This is a genomic window from Mycobacterium sp. IDUB_21, assembly GCF_055419425.1.
Window position 1 is genome coordinate 61,087 of sequence record NZ_JBVAXQ010000001.1, and the last position, 23,060, is coordinate 84,146.

General features: G+C 67.1%; 21 protein-coding genes. 15 read left to right on the forward strand and 6 right to left on the reverse strand.

Annotated elements, in window-relative coordinates; genetic code table 11:
• Window positions 1-55 precede the first annotated feature (55 nt).
• From ACZYY4_RS00280 to ACZYY4_RS00290, 3 genes are all read left to right on the forward strand, one after another.
• Window positions 56-820, forward strand: coding sequence for an SDR family oxidoreductase (locus ACZYY4_RS00280; RefSeq protein ID WP_463807413.1), 765 nt, complete (start codon window positions 56-58; stop codon window positions 818-820).
• A gap of 14 nt (window positions 821-834) precedes the next feature.
• Window positions 835-1,740 (forward strand): SDR family oxidoreductase, encoded by a 906-nt coding sequence (locus ACZYY4_RS00285; RefSeq protein ID WP_463807414.1) that lies wholly within the window; start codon window positions 835-837, stop codon window positions 1,738-1,740.
• A gap of 211 nt (window positions 1,741-1,951) precedes the next feature.
• The gene (locus ACZYY4_RS00290) at window positions 1,952-2,911 is read left to right on the forward strand and encodes a fatty acid desaturase (RefSeq protein ID WP_463807415.1); all 960 of its coding nucleotides are present in this window, start codon (window positions 1,952-1,954) and stop codon (window positions 2,909-2,911) included.
• 17 nt (window positions 2,912-2,928) lie between these two features.
• Here the strand turns inward: ACZYY4_RS00290 and ACZYY4_RS00295 are convergent, their stop codons facing one another.
• The 3 genes from ACZYY4_RS00295 to ACZYY4_RS00305 form a co-directional block, all read right to left on the reverse strand.
• A complete protein-coding gene (locus tag ACZYY4_RS00295; RefSeq protein WP_463807929.1) occupies window positions 2,929-3,345 on the reverse strand; it encodes a nitroreductase family deazaflavin-dependent oxidoreductase in 417 nt (138 codons plus the stop codon).
• A 72-nt stretch (window positions 3,346-3,417) separates the two neighbouring features.
• On the reverse strand, window positions 3,418-3,807 hold the full coding sequence (locus ACZYY4_RS00300) for a DUF8021 domain-containing protein (RefSeq protein WP_463807416.1): 390 nt from the start codon (window positions 3,805-3,807) through the stop codon (window positions 3,418-3,420).
• The gene (locus ACZYY4_RS00305; protein ID WP_463807417.1) at window positions 3,807-4,958 is read right to left on the reverse strand and encodes a steroid 3-ketoacyl-CoA thiolase; all 1,152 of its coding nucleotides are present in this window, start codon (window positions 4,956-4,958) and stop codon (window positions 3,807-3,809) included. Before ACZYY4_RS00305 ends, ACZYY4_RS00300 begins: the two co-directional genes overlap by 1 nt.
• A 118-nt stretch (window positions 4,959-5,076) precedes the next feature.
• On the opposite strand from ACZYY4_RS00305, the gene ACZYY4_RS00310 reads away from it, so the two are divergent.
• Genes ACZYY4_RS00310 through ACZYY4_RS00340 form a run of 7 tightly spaced genes read left to right on the forward strand, consistent with a single transcriptional unit; the run spans window position 5,077 to window position 12,320 of the window.
• On the forward strand, window positions 5,077-6,321 hold the full coding sequence (locus ACZYY4_RS00310; protein WP_463807418.1) for a cytochrome P450: 1,245 nt from the start codon (window positions 5,077-5,079) through the stop codon (window positions 6,319-6,321).
• A 33-nt stretch (window positions 6,322-6,354) separates the two neighbouring features.
• Window positions 6,355-7,602 (forward strand): cytochrome P450, encoded by a 1,248-nt coding sequence (locus ACZYY4_RS00315; RefSeq protein WP_463807419.1) that lies wholly within the window; start codon window positions 6,355-6,357, stop codon window positions 7,600-7,602.
• 16 nt (window positions 7,603-7,618) lie between these two features.
• On the forward strand, window positions 7,619-8,629 hold the full coding sequence (locus ACZYY4_RS00320; RefSeq protein ID WP_463807420.1) for an acyl-CoA dehydrogenase family protein: 1,011 nt from the start codon (window positions 7,619-7,621) through the stop codon (window positions 8,627-8,629).
• Window positions 8,614-9,777, forward strand: a complete 1,164-nt coding sequence (gene fadE29, locus ACZYY4_RS00325; protein ID WP_463807421.1) for an acyl-CoA dehydrogenase FadE29 — start codon at window positions 8,614-8,616, stop codon at window positions 9,775-9,777. Before ACZYY4_RS00320 ends, fadE29 begins: the two co-directional genes overlap by 16 nt.
• 13 nt (window positions 9,778-9,790) lie before the next feature.
• On the forward strand, window positions 9,791-10,765 hold the full coding sequence (locus tag ACZYY4_RS00330) for a bifunctional MaoC family dehydratase N-terminal/OB-fold nucleic acid binding domain-containing protein (protein ID WP_463807422.1): 975 nt from the start codon (window positions 9,791-9,793) through the stop codon (window positions 10,763-10,765).
• Window positions 10,762-11,163, forward strand: a complete 402-nt coding sequence (locus ACZYY4_RS00335) for a MaoC family dehydratase (protein ID WP_463807423.1) — start codon at window positions 10,762-10,764, stop codon at window positions 11,161-11,163. Before ACZYY4_RS00330 ends, ACZYY4_RS00335 begins: the two co-directional genes overlap by 4 nt.
• Window positions 11,163-12,320: a lipid-transfer protein gene (locus tag ACZYY4_RS00340; RefSeq protein ID WP_463807424.1), complete on the forward strand. Its 1,158-nt coding sequence runs from the start codon at window positions 11,163-11,165 to the stop codon at window positions 12,318-12,320. The genes ACZYY4_RS00335 and ACZYY4_RS00340 overlap by 1 nt, the downstream gene beginning before the upstream one ends.
• Before the next feature lie 23 nt (window positions 12,321-12,343).
• Here the strand turns inward: ACZYY4_RS00340 and ACZYY4_RS00345 are convergent, their stop codons facing one another.
• The 3 genes from ACZYY4_RS00345 to kstD all read right to left on the reverse strand — a co-directional run bounded on the left by ACZYY4_RS00345 (window position 12,344) and on the right by kstD (window position 16,458).
• Window positions 12,344-13,801 carry a PPE domain-containing protein gene (locus ACZYY4_RS00345; RefSeq protein WP_463807930.1) on the reverse strand — a complete coding sequence of 486 codons (1,458 nt, stop codon included), beginning with the start codon at window positions 13,799-13,801 and terminating at the stop codon, window positions 12,344-12,346.
• 111 nt (window positions 13,802-13,912) lie between these two features.
• Window positions 13,913-14,773: a MaoC/PaaZ C-terminal domain-containing protein gene (locus ACZYY4_RS00350; protein ID WP_463807425.1), complete on the reverse strand. Its 861-nt coding sequence runs from the start codon at window positions 14,771-14,773 to the stop codon at window positions 13,913-13,915.
• A gap of 2 nt (window positions 14,774-14,775) precedes the next feature.
• Window positions 14,776-16,458, reverse strand: coding sequence for a 3-oxosteroid 1-dehydrogenase (gene kstD / locus ACZYY4_RS00355; RefSeq protein ID WP_463807426.1), 1,683 nt, complete (start codon window positions 16,456-16,458; stop codon window positions 14,776-14,778).
• Between the two features lie 263 nt (window positions 16,459-16,721).
• Between kstD and ACZYY4_RS00360 the strand changes: the two genes are divergently transcribed.
• The 5 genes from ACZYY4_RS00360 to ACZYY4_RS00380 all read left to right on the forward strand — a co-directional run bounded on the left by ACZYY4_RS00360 (window position 16,722) and on the right by ACZYY4_RS00380 (window position 23,060).
• Complete coding sequence (locus tag ACZYY4_RS00360) at window positions 16,722-17,963, forward strand: cytochrome P450 (protein ID WP_463807427.1); 1,242 nt, start codon at window positions 16,722-16,724, stop codon at window positions 17,961-17,963.
• 202 nt (window positions 17,964-18,165) lie between these two features.
• Window positions 18,166-18,951 (forward strand): 2-keto-4-pentenoate hydratase, encoded by a 786-nt coding sequence (locus tag ACZYY4_RS00365; protein ID WP_463807428.1) that lies wholly within the window; start codon window positions 18,166-18,168, stop codon window positions 18,949-18,951.
• Window positions 18,952-18,963: 12 nt separating this feature from the next.
• The gene (locus ACZYY4_RS00370; protein WP_463807430.1) at window positions 18,964-19,896 is read left to right on the forward strand and encodes an acetaldehyde dehydrogenase (acetylating); all 933 of its coding nucleotides are present in this window, start codon (window positions 18,964-18,966) and stop codon (window positions 19,894-19,896) included.
• Window positions 19,893-20,921, forward strand: a complete 1,029-nt coding sequence (gene dmpG, locus ACZYY4_RS00375) for a 4-hydroxy-2-oxovalerate aldolase (RefSeq protein ID WP_463807431.1) — start codon at window positions 19,893-19,895, stop codon at window positions 20,919-20,921. The genes ACZYY4_RS00370 and dmpG overlap by 4 nt, the downstream gene beginning before the upstream one ends.
• Before the next feature lie 30 nt (window positions 20,922-20,951).
• Window positions 20,952-23,060, forward strand: a complete 2,109-nt coding sequence (locus tag ACZYY4_RS00380) for a RecQ family ATP-dependent DNA helicase (protein WP_463807432.1) — start codon at window positions 20,952-20,954, stop codon at window positions 23,058-23,060.

Here is a 23,060-nt window from a genome sequence, read left to right on the forward strand (position 1 = left end):
TGTCGTTTCGGGGCCATGTGTACCTAAGCAAGCACTTGCTTGGTACGCTAGCACAGTGGCTGACGGGATCAACCTCGGATTGAGCGGCAAAGTAGTCCTGGTGACCGGCGGAGTCCGCGGCGTCGGCGCGGGCATCAGCGCCGTCTTCGCCGACCAGGGCGCGACGGTGGTGACCTGCGCGCGGCGCCCTGTGGAGAACCTGCCGTATGAGTTCCACGCCTGCGACGTGCGTGACGACGATGCGGTCAAGGGCATGATCGCGGCGATTGTCGCCAGGCATGGCCGGCTCGACGTGGTGGTCAACAATGCCGGCGGTTCACCGCACGCGCCGGCGGCGCAGGCCTCGGCCAACTTCAGCCGCAAGATCATCGAACTCAACCTGCTGGCGCCGCTGCAGGTGGCCCAGCACGCCAACGCCGTCATGCAGACCCAGTCCAGCGGCGGTTCGATCGTCAACATCACCAGCGTCAGCGGCCACCGGCCCTCGCCGGGATCGGCGGCCTACAGTGCGGCCAAGGCCGGCGTGGACAACCTGACCGCAACGCTGGCCGTCGAGTGGGCCCCCAAAGTCCGGGTGAACTCGGTGGTGGTCGGCATGGTCGAAACCGAGCAGTCCGAACTGTTCTACGGTGACGCCGAGTCGGTGGCCGCGGTCGGCGCCACCGTGCCGCTGGGCCGGCTCGCCAAGCCCGCCGACGTCGGGTGGGCGGCGGCATTCCTGTCATCCGACGCCGCTGCATATATCAGCGGCGCCACCCTGGAAACTCACGGCGGCGGCGAGCCGCCGGCCTACCTCGACGCCTCGAGCGCCAACAAATAAGGGAGAGAGCACACATGGGACTTCTCGACGGCCGCGTGGTCATCGTCACCGGAGCGGGCGGCGGAATCGGTCGGGCGCATGCGCTGGCCTTCGCCGCCGAGGGCGCCCGGGTGGTGGTCAACGACATCGGTGTGGGCCTGGACGGGTCACCGGCCGGTGGGGGCAGCGCTGCCCAGGGCGTGGTCGACGAGATCGTCGCCGCCGGTGGGGAAGCCGTCGCCAACGGATCCAACGTGGCCGACTGGGATCAGGCCGCCGCGCTGATCCAGACCGCGGTGGAGAGCTTCGGCGGGTTGGATGTGCTGGTCAACAATGCCGGGATCGTGCGTGACCGGATGTTCGCCAACGCCACCGAAGAGGAATTCGACGCCGTTACCGCGGTGCACCTCAAGGGCCACTTCGCCACCATGAAGCACGCCGCCGCCTACTGGCGGGCGCAGTCCAAGGCCGGCGAAACCGTCGACGCCCGCATCATCAACACCAGTTCGGGCGCCGGTCTGCAGGGCAGCGTCGGGCAGGCCACCTACAGCGCCTCCAAGGCTGGTATCGCCGCGCTGACTCTGGTCGCCGCGGCCGAGATGGGCCGCTACGGGGTCACGGTCAACGCGATCGCCCCGTCGGCGCGCACCCGGATGACCGAGACCGTGTTCGCCGACATGATGGCCACCCAGGATCAGTCCTTCGACGCGATGGCTCCGGAGAACGTCAGTCCGCTGGTGGTGTGGCTGGGCAGCGTGGAATCCAGGGACGTGACCGGCAAGGTCTTCGAGGTCGAGGGCGGCAAGATCCGCGTCGCCGAGGGCTGGGCCCACGGCCCGGAGATCGACAAGGGTGCCCGCTGGGACCCCGCCGAGCTGGCGCCGGTCGTGACCGGCCTGCTGGCGCAGGCGCGGCCGCCGGTGCCGGTCTACGGGGCCTGAGGTCTACGGGGCCGGAGGCCCCGGACAGCGCGCCGCCGCTGCGACGAGCAGCGGTGTTATACAGCGGCGTCAATATTGTGATACTTACTTAGCCTGACGATGGAGCGTTGCGCCTTACGCCTCGTCCGAATAAGAAGTAGTCTTCATCTGTTCTCAGTTTTACGCGCCCGTCATTTTTTCCGTGCTGCTGTTTGCTGGAGGTTTTGGGTCGGTGCCTGAGGTGATGGAAAGCCCGCCCGCGGCGATCCGGCGCCGGCAGCACCCGCACCCTGGCGAGGGCACACCGACTTTCGCTTGGCCCACCTTCGGACTCGCGGTGGGCGCCCTGACCGTCTTCGTGCTGGTGGCCGCCGGTGCGATCCGCGGATCCGTTCCGGCCTGGGTCGTCATCCCGCTGAGCGCCATGGTCTCCTACGTGATGTTCTCGGTGGCCCACGAAGCCCTGCACCGCTCTTTTTGCTCGGTGCGCTGGATCAATGCGGTGGTTGGCCGGCTGGCCTGGCTGTTCGTGGTGCCACCGTTCTCGTTGCCGGCGTTCGGCTACGTGCACGGCGAGCATCACCGCCACGCCAATGACGCTGACCGCGACCCGGACATGTTCGCCACCCACGCACCGGCCTGCCAGCTGCCGTTGCGCTGGGCGCTGTTGGACCTCTTCAACGCGTACTGGTATACCCGCAAGCTGTGGGGGCGGATTCGCCATTCTTGGCGGCGTCCGGTGGCCGAGCTCGCCGAAACAGCGGTGCTGCTGCCGCTGACGGCCACGGTGATCGGCGGCGCGATCGTCACCAACCACTTCTGGCTGCTCGCGGAGGTCGTGTTGATCCCGCAGCGCATTGGTCTTTTCATCATCGGATGGGCGTTCGACTGGCTGCCGCATCATGGGCTTGAGGCCACGCAGCGCGAGAACCGGTATCGCGCCAGCCGTCTCCGGGTCGGGATGGAATGGCTGATGGCTCCGCTGATGCTGTCCCAGAATTACCACCTGGTGCATCACCTGCACCCGTGGTTGCCGTTCTATCGCTACTTGCATGCGTGGCGGCGCAACGAGGAGCTCTACTTGGAGCACGGCGTCGCAGTGTTCACTGTGCTCGGCCGGGAACTGAACGCCGATGAGATCCGGCGCTGGAAACAGTGGGAGCGGATCCCCTCCGAGGCCCACACCGTCTGATACTTCGCGGGTTACACCTAGGGATCGCAGATGACGATCGGGATCTCCCGTTCGGTCCAGGCGCGGTAGTTGACGAAGTCGGGGTACATCGCGTCGAGCTTCGGCCAGTAGGAGGCCCGCTCCGACTCATCGGCATCGCGGGCGCGCAGCGTCAACACCTCGCTGCGGATCCGAAACGAAACCTGCGGGTTGGCTTTGAGGTTCAGGTACCACATCGGGTTGGTGGGGCGCCCGCCCTGAGACGCCACCAGGATCACCCGGTCGCCCTCCCGCAGGAAAAGCAGCGGGGACTCGCGTGGCTGGCCGGTCTTACGTCCGGTGGTGGTGAGGATGCCGACCTCGGGAAGCTCCCCGAAATGCTTGGTGCCCAGCCGCCATTTGCCGCCGACCCGGCCGCCGGTGGCCTTGTAGGCCCAGGTATTGGCCCGCGACATCCACTTGATTACGGTGCCGGTGACCGGCGAGTCCAGTGACTTCGGCTTCTCTGGTGTCTCCACCGCACCACCCTAACGTTGCACGAACGGTTTGATCCCGGCCCGGATGTGGTGGATGGTGGCGGTGCCGTCCGGGCTGTCGGCGGGAATCCGAAAAATCTCGTCGACGTGGGAGCACACGCGCATTCCGAACAGCGACGGCTTGGTGATGATGTCGTAGACCGCCCGCACGTCGTCGCCGTCGATGCTGTACTCCGGCAGGGTGGCAGCTGAGATCAGCTTGAACTGCGGACCGCGATTCAGGCTGCGGCGCAAATGATTTCCGGAGAAACCGGTCTTGAGCCCGACCTCGATGCGGGTGCAGCCGGGTGCGAACCGGACCGCGGAGGCGTCGTGGCTGACCAGCGCGTCGATGTAGGCCTGGGCCGCCGCGATCCGGTCGGTGTCCGGCACCGCGACCATCAGATCCGCTCGATGATGGTGCCGGTGGACAGTGCCCCGCCGGCGCACATGGTGATCAGCGCGGTCGACTTGTCGGTGCGCTCGAGTTCGTGCAGCGCGGTGGTGATCAGCCGGCTGCCCGTGGAACCCACCGGGTGGCCCAGCGCGATCGCCCCGCCGTTGACGTTGACCCGGTCCATGTCCGGGTTGTGCACCGCGGCCCAGGACAACACCACCGAGGCGAACGCCTCGTTGATCTCGACCAGGTCGATGTCACCCATCTTCATCCCGGCCTTCTCCAGCACCTTGGCGGTGGACTGAACCGGCCCGTCCAGGTGGTAGTAGGTCTCGGCGCCGACCAGTGCCTGGCTGACGATCCGGGCCCGCGGTTTGAAGCCGAGCGCTTTTGCTTTGTCTTCGTCCATCCACAGCACCGCGGCCGCGCCGTCGGAGATCTGCGAGCTGGTGCCGGCCGTGTGGATGCCGCCCTCGATCACCGGGTTCAGCTTGGTCAGGCCCTCGATGGTGGTGTCGCGCAAGCCTTGATCGCGGCCGACGACGGTCAGCTCGGAGGTGGGTTGCTTGTTCTCGTCGATCACCGGCGCCTCGATCGGGGAGATCTCCCGGTCGAACCTGCCTTCGGCCCAAGCCTGCTTGGCCAGCTGCTGGGACCGCAGTCCGAGCGCGTCCACGTCGGCGCGGGTGATGCCCCGGCGCTTGGCGATCCGCTCGGCGGCCTCGAACTGGTTGGGCAGATCGATGTCCCAGGATGCGGCGCGGGCGCCGCCGCCGTTCTCGCCCAAGCCCACGCGGCTCATCGCCTCGATTCCGCAGGCGATGCCGACGTCGATGGCGCCGACGGCGATCAACCCGGCGATCAGGTGGTTGGCCTGTTGCGCGCTGCCGCACTGGCAGTCGACGGTGGTGGCTCCGACGTGCTCGGGCAGCCCGGCGATCAGCCAGGACTGCCGGGTGACGTTGTTGCCCTGCTCGCCGAATTGGGTGACGCAGCCGCCGATGACCTGCTCGACGCTGCCCGGCTCGATCCCCGCCTTGGTGACCAGTGCCTTCTGCACCGCCCCGAGCAATTCGGTGGCGTGCAGGCCGGACAGCCAGCCGTTACGTTTACCGATCGGGCTGCGAGTGGCTTCGACAATGACAGGATTACCCATGCGGCCAGGCTAGAACACGTTTCATTAGTCTGACAAGCGACGACGTGAACACGCCTTTGCTCTATGGTGAGGCCATGTTTTACTGCTACTAGAACGCGTTGCATTTAGGAGTCTGCCGATGTCGAGTGTCAAACTGCCGCCGGGGTTCGACTTCACCGACCCGGAGATCTACGCCGAGCGGCTCCCGGATGCAGAGTTCGCCGAAGTGCGGGCCGCAGCGCCGATCACCTGGATCGAGCAGCCGGACGACAAGAGCGGTGGTTTCAAAGACGGCGGCTACTGGGCGATCACCAGTCACCACGACGTCAAAGAGGTGTCCCGGCTCGACGACGTGTTCTCCAGCGAGATCAACGGGGCCATCCCGCGCTATAACGACGACATCGAACGGGAGAACATCGACGTCGGACGGCTGTTGATGCTCAACCAGGATGCGCCGCGGCACACCCGGCTGCGCCGGATCGTCTCGCGTGGCTTCACCCCGCGCCACATCCTGCCGCTGCACGACGAGCTGCAGGAGCGTGCGCAGGCCATCGCCAAGGAGGCTGCCGCCAAGGGCACCGGCGACTTCGTGGTGGAGGTGGCCTCCGAGTTGCCGCTGCAGGCGATCGCCGGGCTGATGGGGGTGCCGCAGGAAGACCGCGGCAAGCTCTTCAACTGGACCAACCAGATGACCTCGTACGACGACCCGGAGTACGCCCACTTCGACCCGGCCACCTCGTCGATGGAGATCATCTCCTACGGGCTGCAGCTGGCCGAGATGAAGCGGCAGAACCCCGGTCACGACATCGTGACCACGCTGATCGAGGCTGACATCGACGGCGAGAAGCTCAACGACGATGAGCTGGGGTTCTTCATCATCCTGCTGGCTGTGGCCGGTAGTGAGACGACTCGCAACTCGATCACCCAGGGCATGATGGCGTTCACCGAGTTCCCCGATCAGTGGGAGTTGTACAAGAAACAGCGCCCGGAGACCACCGCCGACGAGGTGGTTCGCTGGGCCACCCCGGTGACGTCGTTCCAGCGCACCGCAACCCGCGATTACGAGCTGTCCGGGGTGAACATCAAGGCGGGCCAGCGGGTGGTGATGTTCTACCGTGCGGCCAACTTCGACCCCGAGGTGTTCGACAACCCGCGGCAGTTCGACGTCCTGCGTGACCCGAACCCGCACGTCGGCTTCGGTGGCACCGGTGCGCATTACTGCATCGGCACCCACCTGGCCCGGATGTCGGTGAACTTGATGTTCAACGCCATCGCCGACCAGATCCCGGACCTCAAGCCGCTGGCCGCCCCGGACCGGCTGCGGTCGGGCTGGCTCAACGGCATCAAGCACTGGCAGGTCGACTACACCGGCAAGTCCGCCTGAATCACCAAACGAACACTGGAGGCTAGTTCCACCATGTCCATACTTCCCCCTGGATTCGACTTCCTCGACCCTGACGTCATCGTCAAGGGCATACCCGAGGAGGAGTTCGCGCAGCTGCGCAAGGCGGCACCGGTCTGTTGGATCGAGCAGGCCCCCGGCAAGGGCGGCGGATTCAACGACGGCGGCTACTGGGCGGTCACCAAGCTCGACGACGTCAAAGAGGTGTCGCTGCGCAGCGACGTCTTCTCCAGCTTCGAAAACTGTGTGATCCCACGGTTCCCCGACGACATGCAGCGGGAGAACATCGAGCTTCAGCGGTTCGTGATGCTCAACATGGATGCACCGCATCACACCCGGCTGCGCCGGATCATCTCCCGGGGTTTCACCCCGCGCACGATCGGGCGGCTGCGCGACGAGCTCAGCGAGCGCGCCCAGGCCATCGTCAGGGAAGCCGCGGCGGCCGGCTCCGGCGACTTCGTCGAGCAGGTGTCCTGTGAACTGCCGCTGCAGGCGATTGCCGGTCTGCTCGGCGTGCCGCAGGAGGACCGCGACAAACTCTTCCGCTGGTCCAACGAGATGACCGGTGGCGAGGACCCCGAATACGCCGACGTCGACTCGCAGGCCTCGTCGGTCGAGCTGATCCAGTACGCCATGCAACTGGCTGCGGTCAAAGCGGAGAATCCGGGCGAAGACATCGTCACCACATTGATCAACGCCGAGATCGACGGTGAAAAGCTCTCCGATGACGAGTTCGGCTTCTTCGTGGTGATGCTGGCGGTGGCCGGCAACGAGACCACCCGTAACTCGATCACCCACGGCATGATCGCGTTCTCCGAACACCCCGAGCAGTGGGAGTTGTTCAAGTCCCAGCGTCCGCAGACTGCCGCCGACGAGATCGTGCGGTGGGCCTCCCCGGTGATCTGTTTCCAGCGCACCGCGCTGGAAGACTACGAACTGTCCGGAGCGCAGATCAAGAAGGGGCAGCGGGTGGTGATGTTCTACCGCTCGGCCAACTTCGACGAGGACGCTTTCGACGAGCCGTCGAGCTTCAACATTCTGCGCGACCCCAACCCGCACGTCGGATTCGGCGGCAGCGGTGCGCACTACTGCATCGGCACACACCTGGCCCGGTTGACGATCGACCTGATCTTCAACGCGGTCGCCGACCACGTTCCGGACCTCACGCCGCTGGCCAAGCCGGATCGGCTGCGGTCCGGGTGGCTCAACGGCATCAAGCATTGGCAGATGGACTACACCGGCAAATGCCCGGTGGCCCACTAGATTTAAGGAGATTCGGGTGGACTTCAGTCCAGATCCGGAACAGCAGGCTGTCGCCGACGTCGTCACGTCGGTGCTCGACCGGGACAACAGCTGGGAGGCGCTGGTCGCCGGTGGGGTGACGGCGCTCGCGGTGCCGGAGCGGCTCGGCGGTGACGGTGTCGGGCTGTCCGAAGTGGCCACGGCGCTCACCGAGGTCGGCCGGCACGGGACCATCAGTCCCGCTCTGGCCACCCTCGGGTTCGGCTTGGTGCCGCTGCTGGAGCTGGCTTCCGAGGCTCAGCAGGACCGCTACCTGGCCGGCCTGGCCAAGGGCGCGGTGCTGACTGCCGCGCTCGACGAGCCCGCTGTCGGGCTGCCCGAAGCGCCCGCCACCACGCTCGCCGGTAATCGGTTGTCCGGCATCAAGGTCGGCGTGCCCTACGCCGAGCAGGCCGAGTGGATCCTGGTCACTGCCGACACCGGCGTCGTCGTGGTCTCGCCGAACGCCGACGGTGTGACGCTGACCAAGACCCCGACCGCCAACCACAGCGACGAGTACGCGGTCGTCTTCGACGATGTAGAGGTGGACGTACTCGACGGCGCGTCGGTGCAGCGGATGAATCAGTTGGCGCTGGCCATGATCGGTGCCTACGCCTCCGGTCTGGTCGCCGGCGCGCTGCGGCTGACCGCCGATTACGTCGGCACCCGCGAGCAGTTCGGTCGGCCGTTGTCCACCTTCCAGACGGTGGCCGCCCAGCTCTCGGAGGTCTACATCGTCTCGCGCACCATCACTTTGGCGGCGACCTCGGTAGTGTGGCGGCTGGCCAACGGCCTCGACGCCACCGATGACCTCGGCGTGCTCGGATACTGGATCACCTCGCAAGCGCCGCCGGTGATGCAGCTCTGCCATCACCTGCACGGCGGGATGGGTATGGACGTCGATTACCCGATGGACCGCTACTACTCCACGATCAAGGACCTGAACCGCCTGCTGGGCGGACGGTCGCAGCGACTCGAGATGCTTGGAGAACAATGTTCGTCGATCTGACCCCCGAGCAGCGCCAGCTGCAAGCCGAATTTCGGGAATACTTCGCCAATCTGATCACTCCCGATGAGGAGAAGGCGATGTCCACCGACAGGCATTCCCAGGCCTATCGGGATGTGATCCGTCGGATGGGCAGCGACGGCAAGCTCGGCGTCGGCTGGCCCAAGGAGTTCGGCGGCCTGGGCTTCGGGCCGATCGAACAGCAGATCTTCGTCAATGAGGCGCAGCGCGCCGACATTCCGCTGCCGGCCGTGACCCTGCAGACCGTCGGGCCGACCCTGCAGGTGTACGGCAACGAGGCGCAGAAGAAGAAGTTCCTGCCCGCCATCCTGGCCGGGGAAGTGCATTTCGCGATCGGTTACACCGAGCCGGAGGCCGGCACCGACCTGGCGTCGTTGCGCACCACCGCTGTTCGTGACGGCGACCATTACATCGTCAACGGCCAGAAGGTGTTCACCACCGGCGCGCACGACGCGGACTACATCTGGCTGGCGGTCCGCACCGATCCGACCGCGGTGAAGCACAAGGGGATTTCGATCCTGATCGTCGACACCAAGGACCCGGGTTACTCCTGGACGCCGATGATTCTGTCCGACGGCGCGCATCACACCAACGCGACCTACTACAACGACGTGCGGGTCCCCGCCGACATGCTGGTCGGCGAGGAGAACGGTGGCTGGCGGCTGATCACCACCCAGCTCAACAACGAGCGGGTGATGCTGGGCCCGGCCGGCCGGTTCGGCGCCCTCTACGACAAGGTCTACGGCTGGGCCACCAAACCCGGCGGCGACGGGGTGTCCCCGATCAGCCACGAGGCGGTCAAACGCGGGCTCGGCGAGATCCACGCCATGTTCCGTATCAACGAGCTGCTGAACTGGCAGGTCGCCGCTGCGGGCGAGATCATCGAGGTAGCCGACGCCGCGGCCACGAAGGTATTCGGCACCGAGCGGATCCAGTACGCCGGGCGGCTGGCCGAGGAGATCGTCGGCTGCTACGGCAACCCGGCCGACCCGGCCACCGCCGAACTGCTGCGCTGGCTGGACGCGCAGACCAAGCGCAACCTGGTCATCACGTTCGGTGGCGGAGTCAACGAGGTGATGCGGGAGATGATCGCCGCTTCCGGCCTCAAGGTCCCGCGGGTGCCGCGATGAGTCGAGGAGACAGATGAGCGACCTTTCCTCCGGGATCGAGCAGATATTGGCGGCCGGCCGCAGCGAGCCGCGAACCGGCCGGGATCCGGTGAACCAGCCGATGATCCGCCACTGGGTCGATGCCATCGGCGACGACAACCCGATCTACATCGATGAGGCTGCCGCCAAGGCGGCCGGTCACCCTGGGATCGTCGCACCGCCGGCGATGATCCAGGTGTGGACGATGATGGGCCTGGGCGGGGAGCGACCCGCCGACGATCCGCTCGGCAAAGTGATGGAATTGTTCGACGGCGCAGGCTATGTCGGGGTGGTGGCGACCAACTGTGAGCAGACCTACCACCGGTACCTGCAGCCCGGCGAAGAAGTCAGTGTCACCGCCGACATCACCGACATCGTGGGTCCCAAGAAGACCGGCCTGGGTGAGGGCTACTTCATCACCCAGAAGATCCGCTGGTGGGTCGGCGAAGACGAAGTCGCCGACATGCTCTGGCGCATCCTGAAGTTCCTGCCGGGGGAGAAGAACGGCCAAGGTCCCGCGCCGGCTGCGGCGCCCGAAGATCTCGAACCCGACAAGATGATGCGACCGTCGTGGTCGAGGGACTCCAAATACTTCTGGGACGGGGTGGCCGCCCACGAACTGCGCATCCAGCAGCGCCCGGACGGCAGCTTGGCGCACCCGCCGGTACCGGCGATCTGGAAGGACAAGACCGAGACCACCGACTACGTCGTTTCCAGCGGCAAGGGAACGGTGTTCAGCTACGTGGTGCACCACGCCCCCAAAGTTCCAGGCCGCAGCGTGCCTTTCGTGATCGCGCTGGTGGAGCTCGAGGAGGGCGTACGGATGCTCGGTGAGCTCCGCGGCATTGACACTGCCGCCGTCGCTATCGGAATGCCGGTTCGCGCAACCTATCTCGATTTTCCCGCCAGCGATGTCGGCCCGGCGTGGACCCTGTACGCCTGGCAGGCTGTGGAAGGAGGCGGGGCATGAGCGCTCCGACCGTCGAAGTGGGCACCAAGCTGCCCGAGCTGAAGATCTACGGCGACCCGACGTTCATCGTCTCCACGGCGATCGCCACCCGCGATTACCAGGACGTGCACCACGACCGGGACAAAGCGCAGGCCAAGGGCTCCAAGGACATCTTCGTCAACATCCTGACCGATACCGGCCTGGTGCAGCGCTACATCACCGACTGGGCCGGACCCGATGCGGTGATCCGCTCGATCGGCCTGCGACTGGGCGTGCCGTGGTACGCCTACGACACCGTCACCTTCACCGGTGAGGTGACTGCAGTGGACGACGGCCTCGTCAGCGTGAAAGTCGTTGGCAACAACAGCCTTGGCGACCATGTCATCGCCACCGCCACACTGACCGTCGGGGAGGCGTGATGTTGTCCGGTAAAGCCGCCATCGCCGGGATCGGCGCGACCGACTTCTCCAAGGAATCCGGCCGCAGTGAACTGCGCCTGGCCGCAGAGGCGGTGCTCGATGCCCTCGACGATGCGGGCCTGAGCCCAGCCGACGTCGACGGCCTGGTCACCTTCACCATGGACTCCAACCTGGAGACCGCCGTCGCGCGCGCCACCGGCATCGGTGAGCTGAAGTTCTTCTCCCAGATCGGTTACGGCGGCGGTGCGGCCGCGGCGACGGTGCAGCAGGCGGCCCTGGCGGTGGCTACGGGGGTCGCTGAAGTCGTAGTGGCTTACCGTGCCTTTAACGAGCGCTCGGAGTTCCGATTCGGCCAGGTGATGAGCGGGCTGACGGTCAACGCCGATTCCCGCGGCGTGGAGTACAGCTGGTCCTACCCGCACGGGCTGAGCACCCCGGCCGCGTCGGTGGCGATGATCGCCCAGCGCTACATGCACGAATACGGCGCGACCAGTGCGGATTTCGGTGTGGTGTCGGTGGCCGATCGCAAGCATGCGGCGACCAACCCCAAGGCGCACTTCTACGGCAAGCCGATCACCATTGAGGACCACCAGAACTCGCGGTGGATCGCCGAGCCGCTGCGGCTGCTGGACTGCTGCCAGGAGACCGACGGCGGGGTGGCGATCGTGGTCACCACACCCGAGCGGGCCCGCGACCTCAAGCATCGCCCGGCGGTCATCGAAGCGGCGGCACAGGGCGCCGGGGCCGACCAGTTCACCATGTACTCCTATTACCGCGAGGAGCTCGGGCTGCCCGAAATGGGCTTGGTGGGCAAGCAGATGTGGGCGCAGTCCGGCCTGACACCGGCCGACATCCAGACCGCGGTGCTCTACGACCACTTCACCCCCTACACGCTGATCCAGTTGGAGGAGTTGGGTTTCTGCGGTCGCGGCGAGGCGAAGGACTTCATCGCCGGCGGGACCATCGAGCTGGGCGGCCGGCTGCCGATCAACACCCACGGCGGGCAACTCGGCGAGGCCTACGTGCACGGGATGAACGGCATCGCTGAGGGGGTGCGCCAGCTGCGTGGCACCTCGGTCAACCAAGTGCCGAACGTGGAGCACGTGCTGGTGACCGCCGGTACCGGCGTGCCCACTTCGGGTCTGATCCTGGGCTAGGAGATCCCTCGACTCCGCTTCAGTCAGCGGTTGGCGGGATCATCCCAGCTCTCGGGTAACAGCGGAACGGTCGGCCCATTGCCGAAGCCGTCGGCAGCCAAGGTGGCCAAACCCGTTGCAGACATGGCCAGCTCGGCGTGCGCCCCGGCGAAACCCAGTGCGCCGGTGCCGCTATCGGATGCATCCATGGTCATGTCACCATACATACGGAGGTACTCGCTGCCGTGCCCGCGGGCGCTGCGGCGTCGGCGCGCCCGGGTTCGATCCCGTGCGGCCGCGGCAGCCGCCTCGACCGCCTGATCCGGATTTGGGGCCTTCTTGACGGCGTGGGTGCGCCCTGTGGCGCTGATCCGCCCGGTCGACCCGGATGGCCCAATCACATAGGGCGGGAAGAATCCCGGGCTTCCGCCGGCCGGGGGAGCCGCGGGCGGCGCGGCAGCGGGCGCCGCGCTGGTCGTGGGTACCGATGCAGAAGAGGGGACCGTCGCCGTGGTGGAGGCGGGAACCGACGGGGTGCTGGACGAAGCGCCTGCGGCCGGCAGCACGGTGGGCGCCGCCGGGATCGGATTCGCACCGACGGCGGCGACCGGGACGGGCTGAATTCCGGCCAGTCCGGCCAAGCCGGCTGCCCAGCCCAGGTTGCCGATCACCAGGGCCAGCGCCGGCTGGATCAGAGCGGGAGCGAATTGGCTCAGCGTCGAGGCTATTTGGCTGGCGTGGAAGGTCAAGTCGGCCAATATGAACGGGAGGTCGGTGAGCAGCGCACCCGGGTTGGTCAGCAAGTCGTTGAGAATGGTGTCGCCGTATTCGCCCAGCTCACCGAAGAAGTCCCGCCACCACTCCGGGTCGCTCGGGTCCAACTCACCGTCGTGGATTCCGTCGCCGCCGTGGTCGTGGTCGTGGTCATCGTGGGCGCTACCGGCCTCGTCGTGTAACACGATCGACGGTGCCGCGGAGGCGGGCGGGGCCGAGGCCAGCGCGGAGCCGGACACCGCTTCGTAGGTGGCCATGGTGGTGGCGGCCTGGATCCACATCCGTACGTAGTCGGCTTCGTTGAGTGCGATCGGGATGGTGTTGATGCCGAAGAAATTGGTGGCCACCAGAACGCCGTGGATCGTGTGGTTGGCCGCCAGCTCGGGCATCGTGGGCATGGCCGCCAGCGCGCTGATGTAGGCGGTGGCCGCCGTCTCGTGCTGCGCCGCCAACGTGGCGCTGTCGGCACTTGCCGTGGCCAGCCACGCCAGGTAGGGCAGATGCGCGGCGACATACCGATCAGCGCTGGGCCCCTGCCACGCCGCTGCCTGGGTGGCACCCAGCAACTCCCGCAACGCAGCTGCGATCTCGGTGTACTCCAGGCTCAACGACGACCATGCGCCGGCAGCAGACAGCAATGGACCCGGCCCCGGGCCACTGCTCAGCGCCGTCGAATGCACCTCGGGGGGCGAGGCCATCCACACCGGCGCTGTCACGGCGCTCACCATATCGAAGATGAAAGTCATTTTCAATTAGGTTCACGCAAGCGTGGGTGGCAAGCAAGCCGAGGCCTGACTACTGCGGGTTCGTGGCTGGCGGCACCCCGCCGGCCGGCGTCGCTACGCCGAGACCAGCTCCACGTCGCTGAGCACGGCGGCGTTGTCGCGCGACGGCGCCACCACGTTGCCCAGCAGCCGGCCGCCCTCTTTCCAGACACGGGCCCGCAGGGTCTCGCCGGGGAAGACCACGCCGGCGAATCGGGCGCTAAAGGAACGCACCGCGGCGGCATTGGAGTCCAGCACGGTGTCCACGACTGCCTTGCAGGTCATGCCGTAGGTGCACAGACCGTGCAGGATCGGCCGGTCGAAGCCGGCCGCAGCCGCGAACTTCGGGTCCGAATGCAGCGGGTTGCGGTCACCGCAGAGCCGGTAGAGCAGTGCCTGCTGCGGTGCTGTCGGGATATCGATCTCGAAATCCGGTGCGCGGTCGGGAAGTTCGGAAGACGAAGCCGGTCCGCGTTCGCCGCCGAAGCCGCCCTCGCCGCGGGCGAAGATGGACCGCTGCTGCGTCCACAGCGGGTTGCCGTCGGCGCTGGTCACGCTGGTCTCGAGCACGACGACGGCGGCCTTGCCCTTGTCCCAGACGTCGACGATCCGGCTGACGGCACGCGCGCTACCGGACGGCGGCAGCGGCGCAGGCACGATCACCTTCTCGGAGGCATGCAGGATCTTGGCCAGATCGATCTCAACGCCCGGCCAGCTCACCTTGGGCGGGTCGACGTCGTTGAACGACGCCGCGACGCAGCCGAACGTCGGCAGCACCTGCGGGGTGCCGTCGACGACGTAGCTCAGCTCACCCGGGTCCATCGGGTCCGACACGGCGCCCAGCGCCAGGTTGTAGAGCTGCACGTTGGTTGCGCTCCAGGAGAATTCGACCCGGCCGAATTCCGCGCCCAGGGCCACATCGAGATCGATTGCCATGTCTAAGCCTTCCCCGCGATGTCGAGAGCGGCCAGGTAACCGAAGGTCATCGCCGGTCCGATGGTGCCGCCGGGTCCGGGGTAGGTGTGGCCCATCACCGGGGCGCTGACATTGCCCGCGGCGTAGAGCCCCTCGATGACGCTGTTGTCGTCACGCAGCGCGCGGCCGCGCACATCGGTGCGGATCCCGCCCTTGGTGCCCAGGTCGCCGGGCACCATCTTGGCCGCGTAGAACGGCCCCTGGGCGATCTGGCCCAGGTTCGGGTTCGGCTTGTTGGTCGGGTCGCCGTAGTAACGGTCGTAGGCGCTCTCGCCGCGGTGGAAGTCCTCGTCCACACCGGTGCGGGCGAACTCGTTGAACCGCTCGACGGTCGCGGCCAACGCTGCGGCCGGCACCCCGGTCTTCTCGGCCAGTTCATCCAGAGTGTCTGCGGAGACGATCACTCCCGACTCCAGCCACTTCTTCGGAATCCGTTGTCCCGGCTGCAATCCCGCAAAGATGTAATTGTTGCGGTAGCGCTGGTCGAACACCAGCCACGCCGGGATGTTCTCGCCGGGACCGGGCCCCTGCCCGTATTCGCCGCCGTACATGTGGTGGCAGGCCTCGACGTAGGGCATCGACTCGTTCATGAACCGCTTGCCGGCCATGTTCACGATGATCGATCCGGGTGAGTTGCGCTCCGAGAGCGCGAACCACGGTGCTCCGGGCAGCGGCACGGTGGGACCCCACCAGGAGTCCTCCATGACGTCCAGCGCGGCACCGAGCTTCTCGCCGGCCAAGATGCCCTCGCCGGTGTTGGCCTTCGCCCCTACGGTCCACTCGGTGGTGATCGGAGCGCGCTGGTACTTCACCCGCATCTGCTCGTTGTGCTCGAATCCACCGCTGGCCAGGATGACCCCGCGTCGCGCCCGAATCAGCCGTGGCTCCACCGACTCCGCGGCGTCGCTGTCACGGACATAGACCCCGCGGACCACGCCGTTGTCGACGTAGAGGTCGGTCAGCGCGGTGTTCAGTTCAACCGGGACACCGGCGTCGCGCAGGCCGATGCGCAGCGGGGCGATCAACGCGCGGCCCATGCCGACCAGGTTCTTGCCGGTGGCCTGGGCCCACATGGTGCGAGCGCCGACCTTCAGGCTGCGCAGCACCCCGCGGGGGTGGCGCTTGAGCTGGTTGAGCCGGACGTAGTCCTGCTGCATGACAACGACATTCAACGGCACCTTGCCGTACGCCGGCTCCAGGCCGGCCGCGTCGGCACCGAGTTTGCGGGCATTGAACGGCTTCGGCTCGATGGAGCGACCAGTCGCCTTGCCGCCGGGTGACTCGGGGTAGTAGTCGGCGTAACCGGGAACCCAGCACATCTTCAGCGGCGAGTTCTTCAGCACGAACGACAGCATCTCCGGCCCGCGCTGCAGGTAGGTGTCGATCTTCTCGGCCGGAACCACATCACCGATGATCGTGCGCAGATAGGTGCGGGCGGCCTCGGCATCGTCCTTGACGCCCGCGCGTGCGAGCACCTCGTTGTTGGGAATCCACACCCCGCCGCCGGAACGGGCGGTCGAACCGCCGTAGTGCGCGGCTTTCTCGATGACGATGGTTGACAGTCCCTGGTGGGCGGCAGCGAGGGCGGCGACCATCCCGGCGCCGCCGCTTCCGACCACGACGACGTCGTACTCCTGTTCGGCCATGTAGAACACGTTATAGAATTGCCCCGCCCGGGCGCCAGTTGGCTGGCTGTACCACGTTGGTGTCCACCCGGACGACCACTCCTTACCCAGCGCGTAGCCCGTCGGGCCCGGCCAGGTCAGGCAGAGTTGCTGGCCCGGTAGAACGCGTTTCAGTTTGCCTACCGGCGAGGACGTCTTCTCGCCTTTCGTCTGCGGCGGAGGCATGTTTTACTGGCACGAGCATGCATCGTGCTTGCACATGCCCTGAGTTAGGAGATCGCAGCGTGGCCACCCCCAACATCGCGACCGGATTCGACCCCACTGACCCGGTGATCTGGGCCGAGCGCATACCGAATGCGGAGTTGGCCGAGCTGCGCGAAAACGAGCCGATCAAGTGGATCGAACAGCCGGACGGAGTCGGTGGCTTCAACGACGGCGGCTACTGGGCGGTGACCCGGCACGAGGACGTCAAAGAGGTCTCGCGGCTGGACGACGTCTTCTCCAGCGAGGTCAACACCGCCATCCCGCGGTTCAACGACGACATCCAGCGTGAGCAGATCGACCAACAGCGGTTGATCATGCTCAACCAGGATGCGCCGCGGCACACCCGGCTGCGCCGGATCGTCTCGCGTGGCTTCACCCCGCGCCACATCCAGCCGCTGCACGACGAGCTGCAGGAGCGTGCGCAGGCCATCGCCAAGGAGGCCCTCGCCAAGGGCACCGGCGACTTCGTGGTGGAGGTGGCCTCCGAGCTGCCGCTGCAGGCGATCGCCGGCCTGATGGGGGTGCCGCAGGAAGACCGCGGCAAGCTCTTCAACTGGACCAACCAGATGACCGGCTATGACGACCCGGAGTACGCCGAGAAGTACGACCCGGCGACGTCGGCGATGGAGATCATCGCTTACGGGTTGCAGCTGGCCGAGATGAAGCGGCAGAACCCCGGCGGCGACATCGTGACCACGCTGATCGAGGCCGACATCGACGGCGAGAAGCTCAACGACGACGAGCTGGGGTTCTTCATCATCCTGCTCGCGGTGGCCGGCAGTGAGACCACCCGTAACTCGATCACCCAGGGCATGATGGCCTTCATCGACCACCCCGATCAGTGGGAGTTGTACAAGAAGGAGCGCCCGGAGACCACCGCCGACGAGGTGGTTCGCTGGGCCAGCCCGGTGTCGTCGTTCCAGCGCACCGCGACCCGCGACTACAACCTCAATGGAACGCAGATCAAGGAAGGTCAGCGCGTGGTGATGTTCTACCGCGCCGCCAACTTCGATCCCGAGGTGTTCGACAACCCGCAGCAGTTCAACATCCTGCGTGACCCCAACCCGCACGTCGGCTTCGGTGGCACCGGTGCGCATTACTGCATCGGCACCCACCTGGCCCGCATGACGGTCAACCTGATGTTCAACGCCATCGCCGACCACATCCCGGACCTCAAGCCGCTGGCCGCCCCGGACCGGCTGCAGTCCGGCTGGCTGAACGCGATCAAGCGTTGGCAGGTCGACTACACCGGCAAGTCCTGACCTGACCAGCGCTTAAGCGGTTCTGTTCGGCTCCGATCCGCAGAGGCCGGCGGCGAACGCGCCGTCGGCCTCCGCGGTCTTTGAGCGACGATCCCGGTAGCCGGAACGCAGTTTCCCCCGGCAACTAGAACACGTTATAGAGTTGCAGTTAGCGTGCGGTTCGATCCGCTCATACCCTCGACACCAAGGGGAACTTCAAAAAATGCTCAGCGCCCAGATCCGGGACGAACTCGCCGCCGAATTGGCGCAAGCGGAGCGCAGTCGTGTCCCGATCTCACCGTTGACCGCGGGGCAGCCCGACATCGACGTGGTCGACGCCTACGAGATCCAGCTGATCAACATCCGCCAGCGGATCGCCGAGGGCGCCCGGGTCGTCGGGCACAAGGTCGGCCTGTCCAGCGAGGCGATGCAGCAGATGATGGGCGTCGACGAACCGGACTACGGGCATCTGCTCAACGAGATGCAGGTGTTCGAGGACAAGCCGGTCGCCGCGGCGAATTACCTGTACCCGCGGGTCGAGGTGGAGGTGGCGTTCATTCTGGCCGAGGACTTGCCGGGTGCGGACTGCACAGAGGAGCACGTGCTGGCCGCGACCGAGGCGTTCGCCCCGGCGATCGAGTTGATCGACAGCCGGATCGCCGACTGGAAGATCAAACTGTGCGACACCATCGCCGACAACGCCTCGTCGGCCGGGTTCGTGCTCGGCAGACAACGGGTCAAGCCGGGGGACATAGACATCAAGAACATCGACGCGACGCTGACCAAGAACGGCGAGGTGGTCGCACAGGGCCGCAGTGACGCGGTGCTGGGCAACCCGGTCACCGCGGTGGCTTGGCTGGCTCGCAAGGTGGAGAGTTTCGGGGTGCGGTTGAAGGCCGGGGACATCGTCCTGCCGGGCACCGCCACCCGGGCCATCGACGTGCACGCCGGCGACGACTGCGTCGCCGATTTCGCCGGGCTGGGTTCGGTCCGGCTGGTTTTCGAATAGAGGAGAGCGTTCATGGCTGCTAAGGCGTCTGTCGCGATCGTCGGGTCGGGCAACATCAGCACCGACCTGCTGTACAAACTGCTGCGCTCGGAGTGGTTGGAGCCGCGCTGGATGATCGGCATCGACCCGGAGTCCGAGGGCCTGGCCCGGGCTCGCAAGCTGGGTTTGGAAACCTCGGCCGAGGGGGCGGACTGGTTGCTGGCCCAAGACGAGTTGCCCGACTTCGTCTTCGAGGCCACCAGCGCCTACGTGCACAAGGCGTACGCACCCCGCTACGAGGCGACCGGCATCCGGGCCATCGACCTGACCCCGGCCGCGGTCGGCCCGGCTGTGATCCCGCCGGCCAACCTGCACGAACACGTCGACGCCCCGAACGTCAACATGATCACCTGCGGCGGTCAGGCCACCATTCCGATCGTCTACGCGGTGACCCGGGCGGTCACCGAACAGGGCGGCACGGTGCCCTACGCCGAGATCGTCGCCAGCGTCGCCAGCGTTTCTGCGGGGCCGGGGACGCGGGCCAACATCGATGAGTTCACCAAGACCACCTCGGCGGGCGTGCAGACCATCGGTGGCGCGCAAAAGGGCAAGGCGATCATCATCTTGAACCCGGCCGATCCGCCGATGATCATGCGCGACACCATCTTCTGCCAGATCCCCGAGGATGCCGACCGCGACGCGATCACCGCGTCGATCCGTGACGTGGTCGCCCAGGTGCAGACCTATGTGCCCGGCTACCGGCTGCTCAACGAGCCGCAGTTCGACGAGCCGTCGCTGAACTCCGGCGGACGCGCGGTCGTCACCACCTTCGTCGAGGTCGAGGGCGCCGGTGACTACCTGCCCCCCTATGCGGGCAACCTGGACATCATGACCGCTGCGGCAACCAAGGTCGGCGAGGAGATCGCCCGCGAGATGGCGACCGCGAAAGCTGGAGGCGCGAAATGACCGGTATTTGGGACGTGCGGATCACCGACACTTCACTGCGGGACGGTTCGCACCACAAGCGTCATCAGTTCACCACCGACGAGGTCGGCGCCATCGTCGCCGCGATCGACGCCGCCGGCGTGCCGGTGATCGAGGTGACCCACGGCGACGGCCTGGGCGGATCCAGCTTCAACTACGGGTTCTCCAAGACCCCGGACCAGCAGCTGATCAAGCTCGCGGCGCAGACCGCCAAGGAAGCCAAGATCGCCTTCCTGATGCTGCCCGGCGTGGCCACCAAGGAAGACATGAAGGAGGCGCAGGGCAACGGCGGTGTGATCTGCCGGATCGCCACCCACTGCACCGAGGCCGACGTCTCCATCCAGCACTTCGGGTTGGCTCGTGAGCTGGGCCTGGAGACCGTCGGGTTCTTGATGATGGCCCACACCGTCTCCCCGGAGAAGCTGGCCACCCAGGCCCGGATCATGGCCGACGCCGGCTGCCAGTGCGTGTACGTGGTGGACTCGGCCGGCGCACTGGTGCTCGAAGGTGTTCGCGACCGGGTGGCTGCGCTGGTCGCCGAGCTCGGTGACGACGCCCAGGTGGGCTTTCACGGCCACGAGAACCTCGGGCTCGGCGTGGCCAACTCCCTGGAGGCGGTGCGCGCCGGTGCCAAGCAGATCGACGGGTCGGTGCGCCGATTCGGCGCGGGTGCGGGCAACGCCCCGGTCGAGGCGCTGATCGGGGTGTTCGACAAGGTCGGGATCAAGACCGGCATCGACTTCTTCGACATCGCTGATGCCGCCGAGGAAGTGGTGCGCCCGGCGATGCCGGCCGAGTGCGTGCTGGACCGCAACGCGCTGATCATGGGCTACTCCGGGGTGTACTCCAGCTTCCTCAAGCACGCAGTCCGGCAGGGTGAGCGCTACGGGGTGCCCGCCCACGAACTGCTGCACCGGGCCGGCCAGCGCAAGCTCATCGGCGGCCAGGAGGACCAGCTCATCGACATCGCCTTGGAGATCCAGCGGGAGCGGGCGGCCGCCGAGTAGCTGTCGGGGCCCTCGGGCACCATGGGGCCTGTGTCTTCCTCTGCCAACTCGACCGCACGCGCCGAAGCTCAGGCGATTCTGGAGCAGCTGGCTGGAGAACACGCCACCCTCCGCGACGACCAGTGGACCGCGATCGAGGCGCTGGTGGTGGGCCGCCGCCGGGCGCTGGTGGTGCAGCGCACCGGCTGGGGCAAATCGGCGGTCTACTTCATCGCAGCCAAACTGCTGCGGGCGACCGGGCACGGACCCACGGTGATCGTGTCGCCGCTGCTGGCGCTGATGCGCAACCAGGTCGCGGCCGCCCAACGCGCCGGGGTGGCGGCGGCGACCATCAATTCGTCCAATGTCACCGACTGGACGACGATCCAGGCGCAGGTCGCCGCCGGTGACCTCGACGTGCTGCTGGTCAGCCCGGAACGGCTCAACAATCCGGATTTCCGGGACGCCGTGCTGCCGGCGCTGGCGGAATCCGCCGGGCTCGTCGTCATCGACGAGGCACACTGCGTCTCGGACTGGGGCCACGACTTCCGGCCGGACTACCGGCGCATCCGCACCCTGATCGCAGATCTGGGTGTGGGAGTCCCGGTGCTGGCGACCACCGCGACCGCCAACGATCGGGTGGTCGACGACGTCGCCGGCCAACTCGGAGTCGGCGGCCCAGACGACCAGAACACGCTGGTGCTGCGCGGCGGCCTGGACCGGGAGTCGCTACGGCTGTCGGTGGTGCAGGCCGGCGGTCCGGCGCAACGTGCCGCCTGGATCGGCGCCCACCTGAATGCGCTGCCCGGCTCCGGGATCGTCTACACACTCACCGTGGCCCAGGCCCATGACGTCGCCGCCGACCTGCGCGCCCAAGGCTTCCCGGTGGCCGCCTACACCGGTTCCACCGAAGCGGCCGACCGCGAGCAACTCGAGGCCGACCTGCTGGCCAACCGGGTCAAAGCGCTGATCGCCACCTCGGCGCTGGGGATGGGCTTCGACAAGCCGGACCTGGGCTTCGTCATCCACCTGGGTGCGCCGTCGTCGCCGATCGCCTACTACCAACAGGTCGGACGGGCTGGGCGCTCCACCGCCAGCGCCGAGGTCATCCTGCTGCCCGGTACCGAGGACCAAGACATCTGGCGTTACTTCGCGTCGCTGGCGTTCCCGCCGGAACCGTTGGTGCGCAGGGTGATCAGTGAGCTCTCCGGCGAGCGACCGCTGTCGACGCCGGCCCTGGAACCGTTGGTCGACTTGAATCGGTCGCGCCTGGAGATGGTGCTCAAGGTCCTCGACGTCGACGGCGCGGTGCGGCGGGTCAAGGGCGGCTGGCTGGGCACCGGGCAGCCGTGGAGCTATGACGAACAGCGCTACCGCAACCTCGATGAGCTGCGCCGGGCCGAACAGCAGGCGATGCTCGACTACCAGACCACCGGCGAGTGCCGGATGAGCTTCCTGCGTGCCCAGCTCAACGACCCGCAGCTGCGCGCCGGGGAACGCTGCGGGCGCTGCGACAACTGCGCCGGGCCGCGGTTCACCGCTGACGTGGATGCGGCCGCCGCCGCGGCCACCCGGGAGCGGCTGATGCGTCCTGGCGTCGAGCTCACCCCGCGCCGCCAGTGGCCGTCCGGGCTGGCGAAACTCGGTGTCGACCTGTCCGGCCGGATAACCGACGGGCCCGAGCCGGGCCGGGTCATCGGCCGGCTCACCGACCTGGGCTGGGGCGCGCGGCTGCGACGGCTGCTCGACGAGCCGGACCGGGAGGTTCCCGAAGAGGTGGTGGGTGCGGCGGTGGCGGTGCTGGCGGCCTGGGACTGGAAGACCAGGCCCACCGCAATCATGGGGCTCGATTCGGCCACTCATCCGGTGCTGATCGGCTCACTGACCGACCGGCTGGCCGAGCTCGGCCGGCTGACTCGGCTGGACACGTTGTGCTACGCGCCGGGCCGGCGGGCCACGGCCGCGGCGAACTCGGCCTACCGGGTTGCCGCCCTGCAGGGTTCCTGGCAGCCGCCCGCCGAACTCCCGGCGGATACGGGCCCGGTGCTGCTGGTCGACGACGTGGCCGACAGCGGGTGGACGCTGACGATGGCCGCCAGGGTGCTGCGCGCCGCCGGTGCGCCGCAGGTGCTGCCGTTTGCGCTGGCCAGCGTCAGCTGA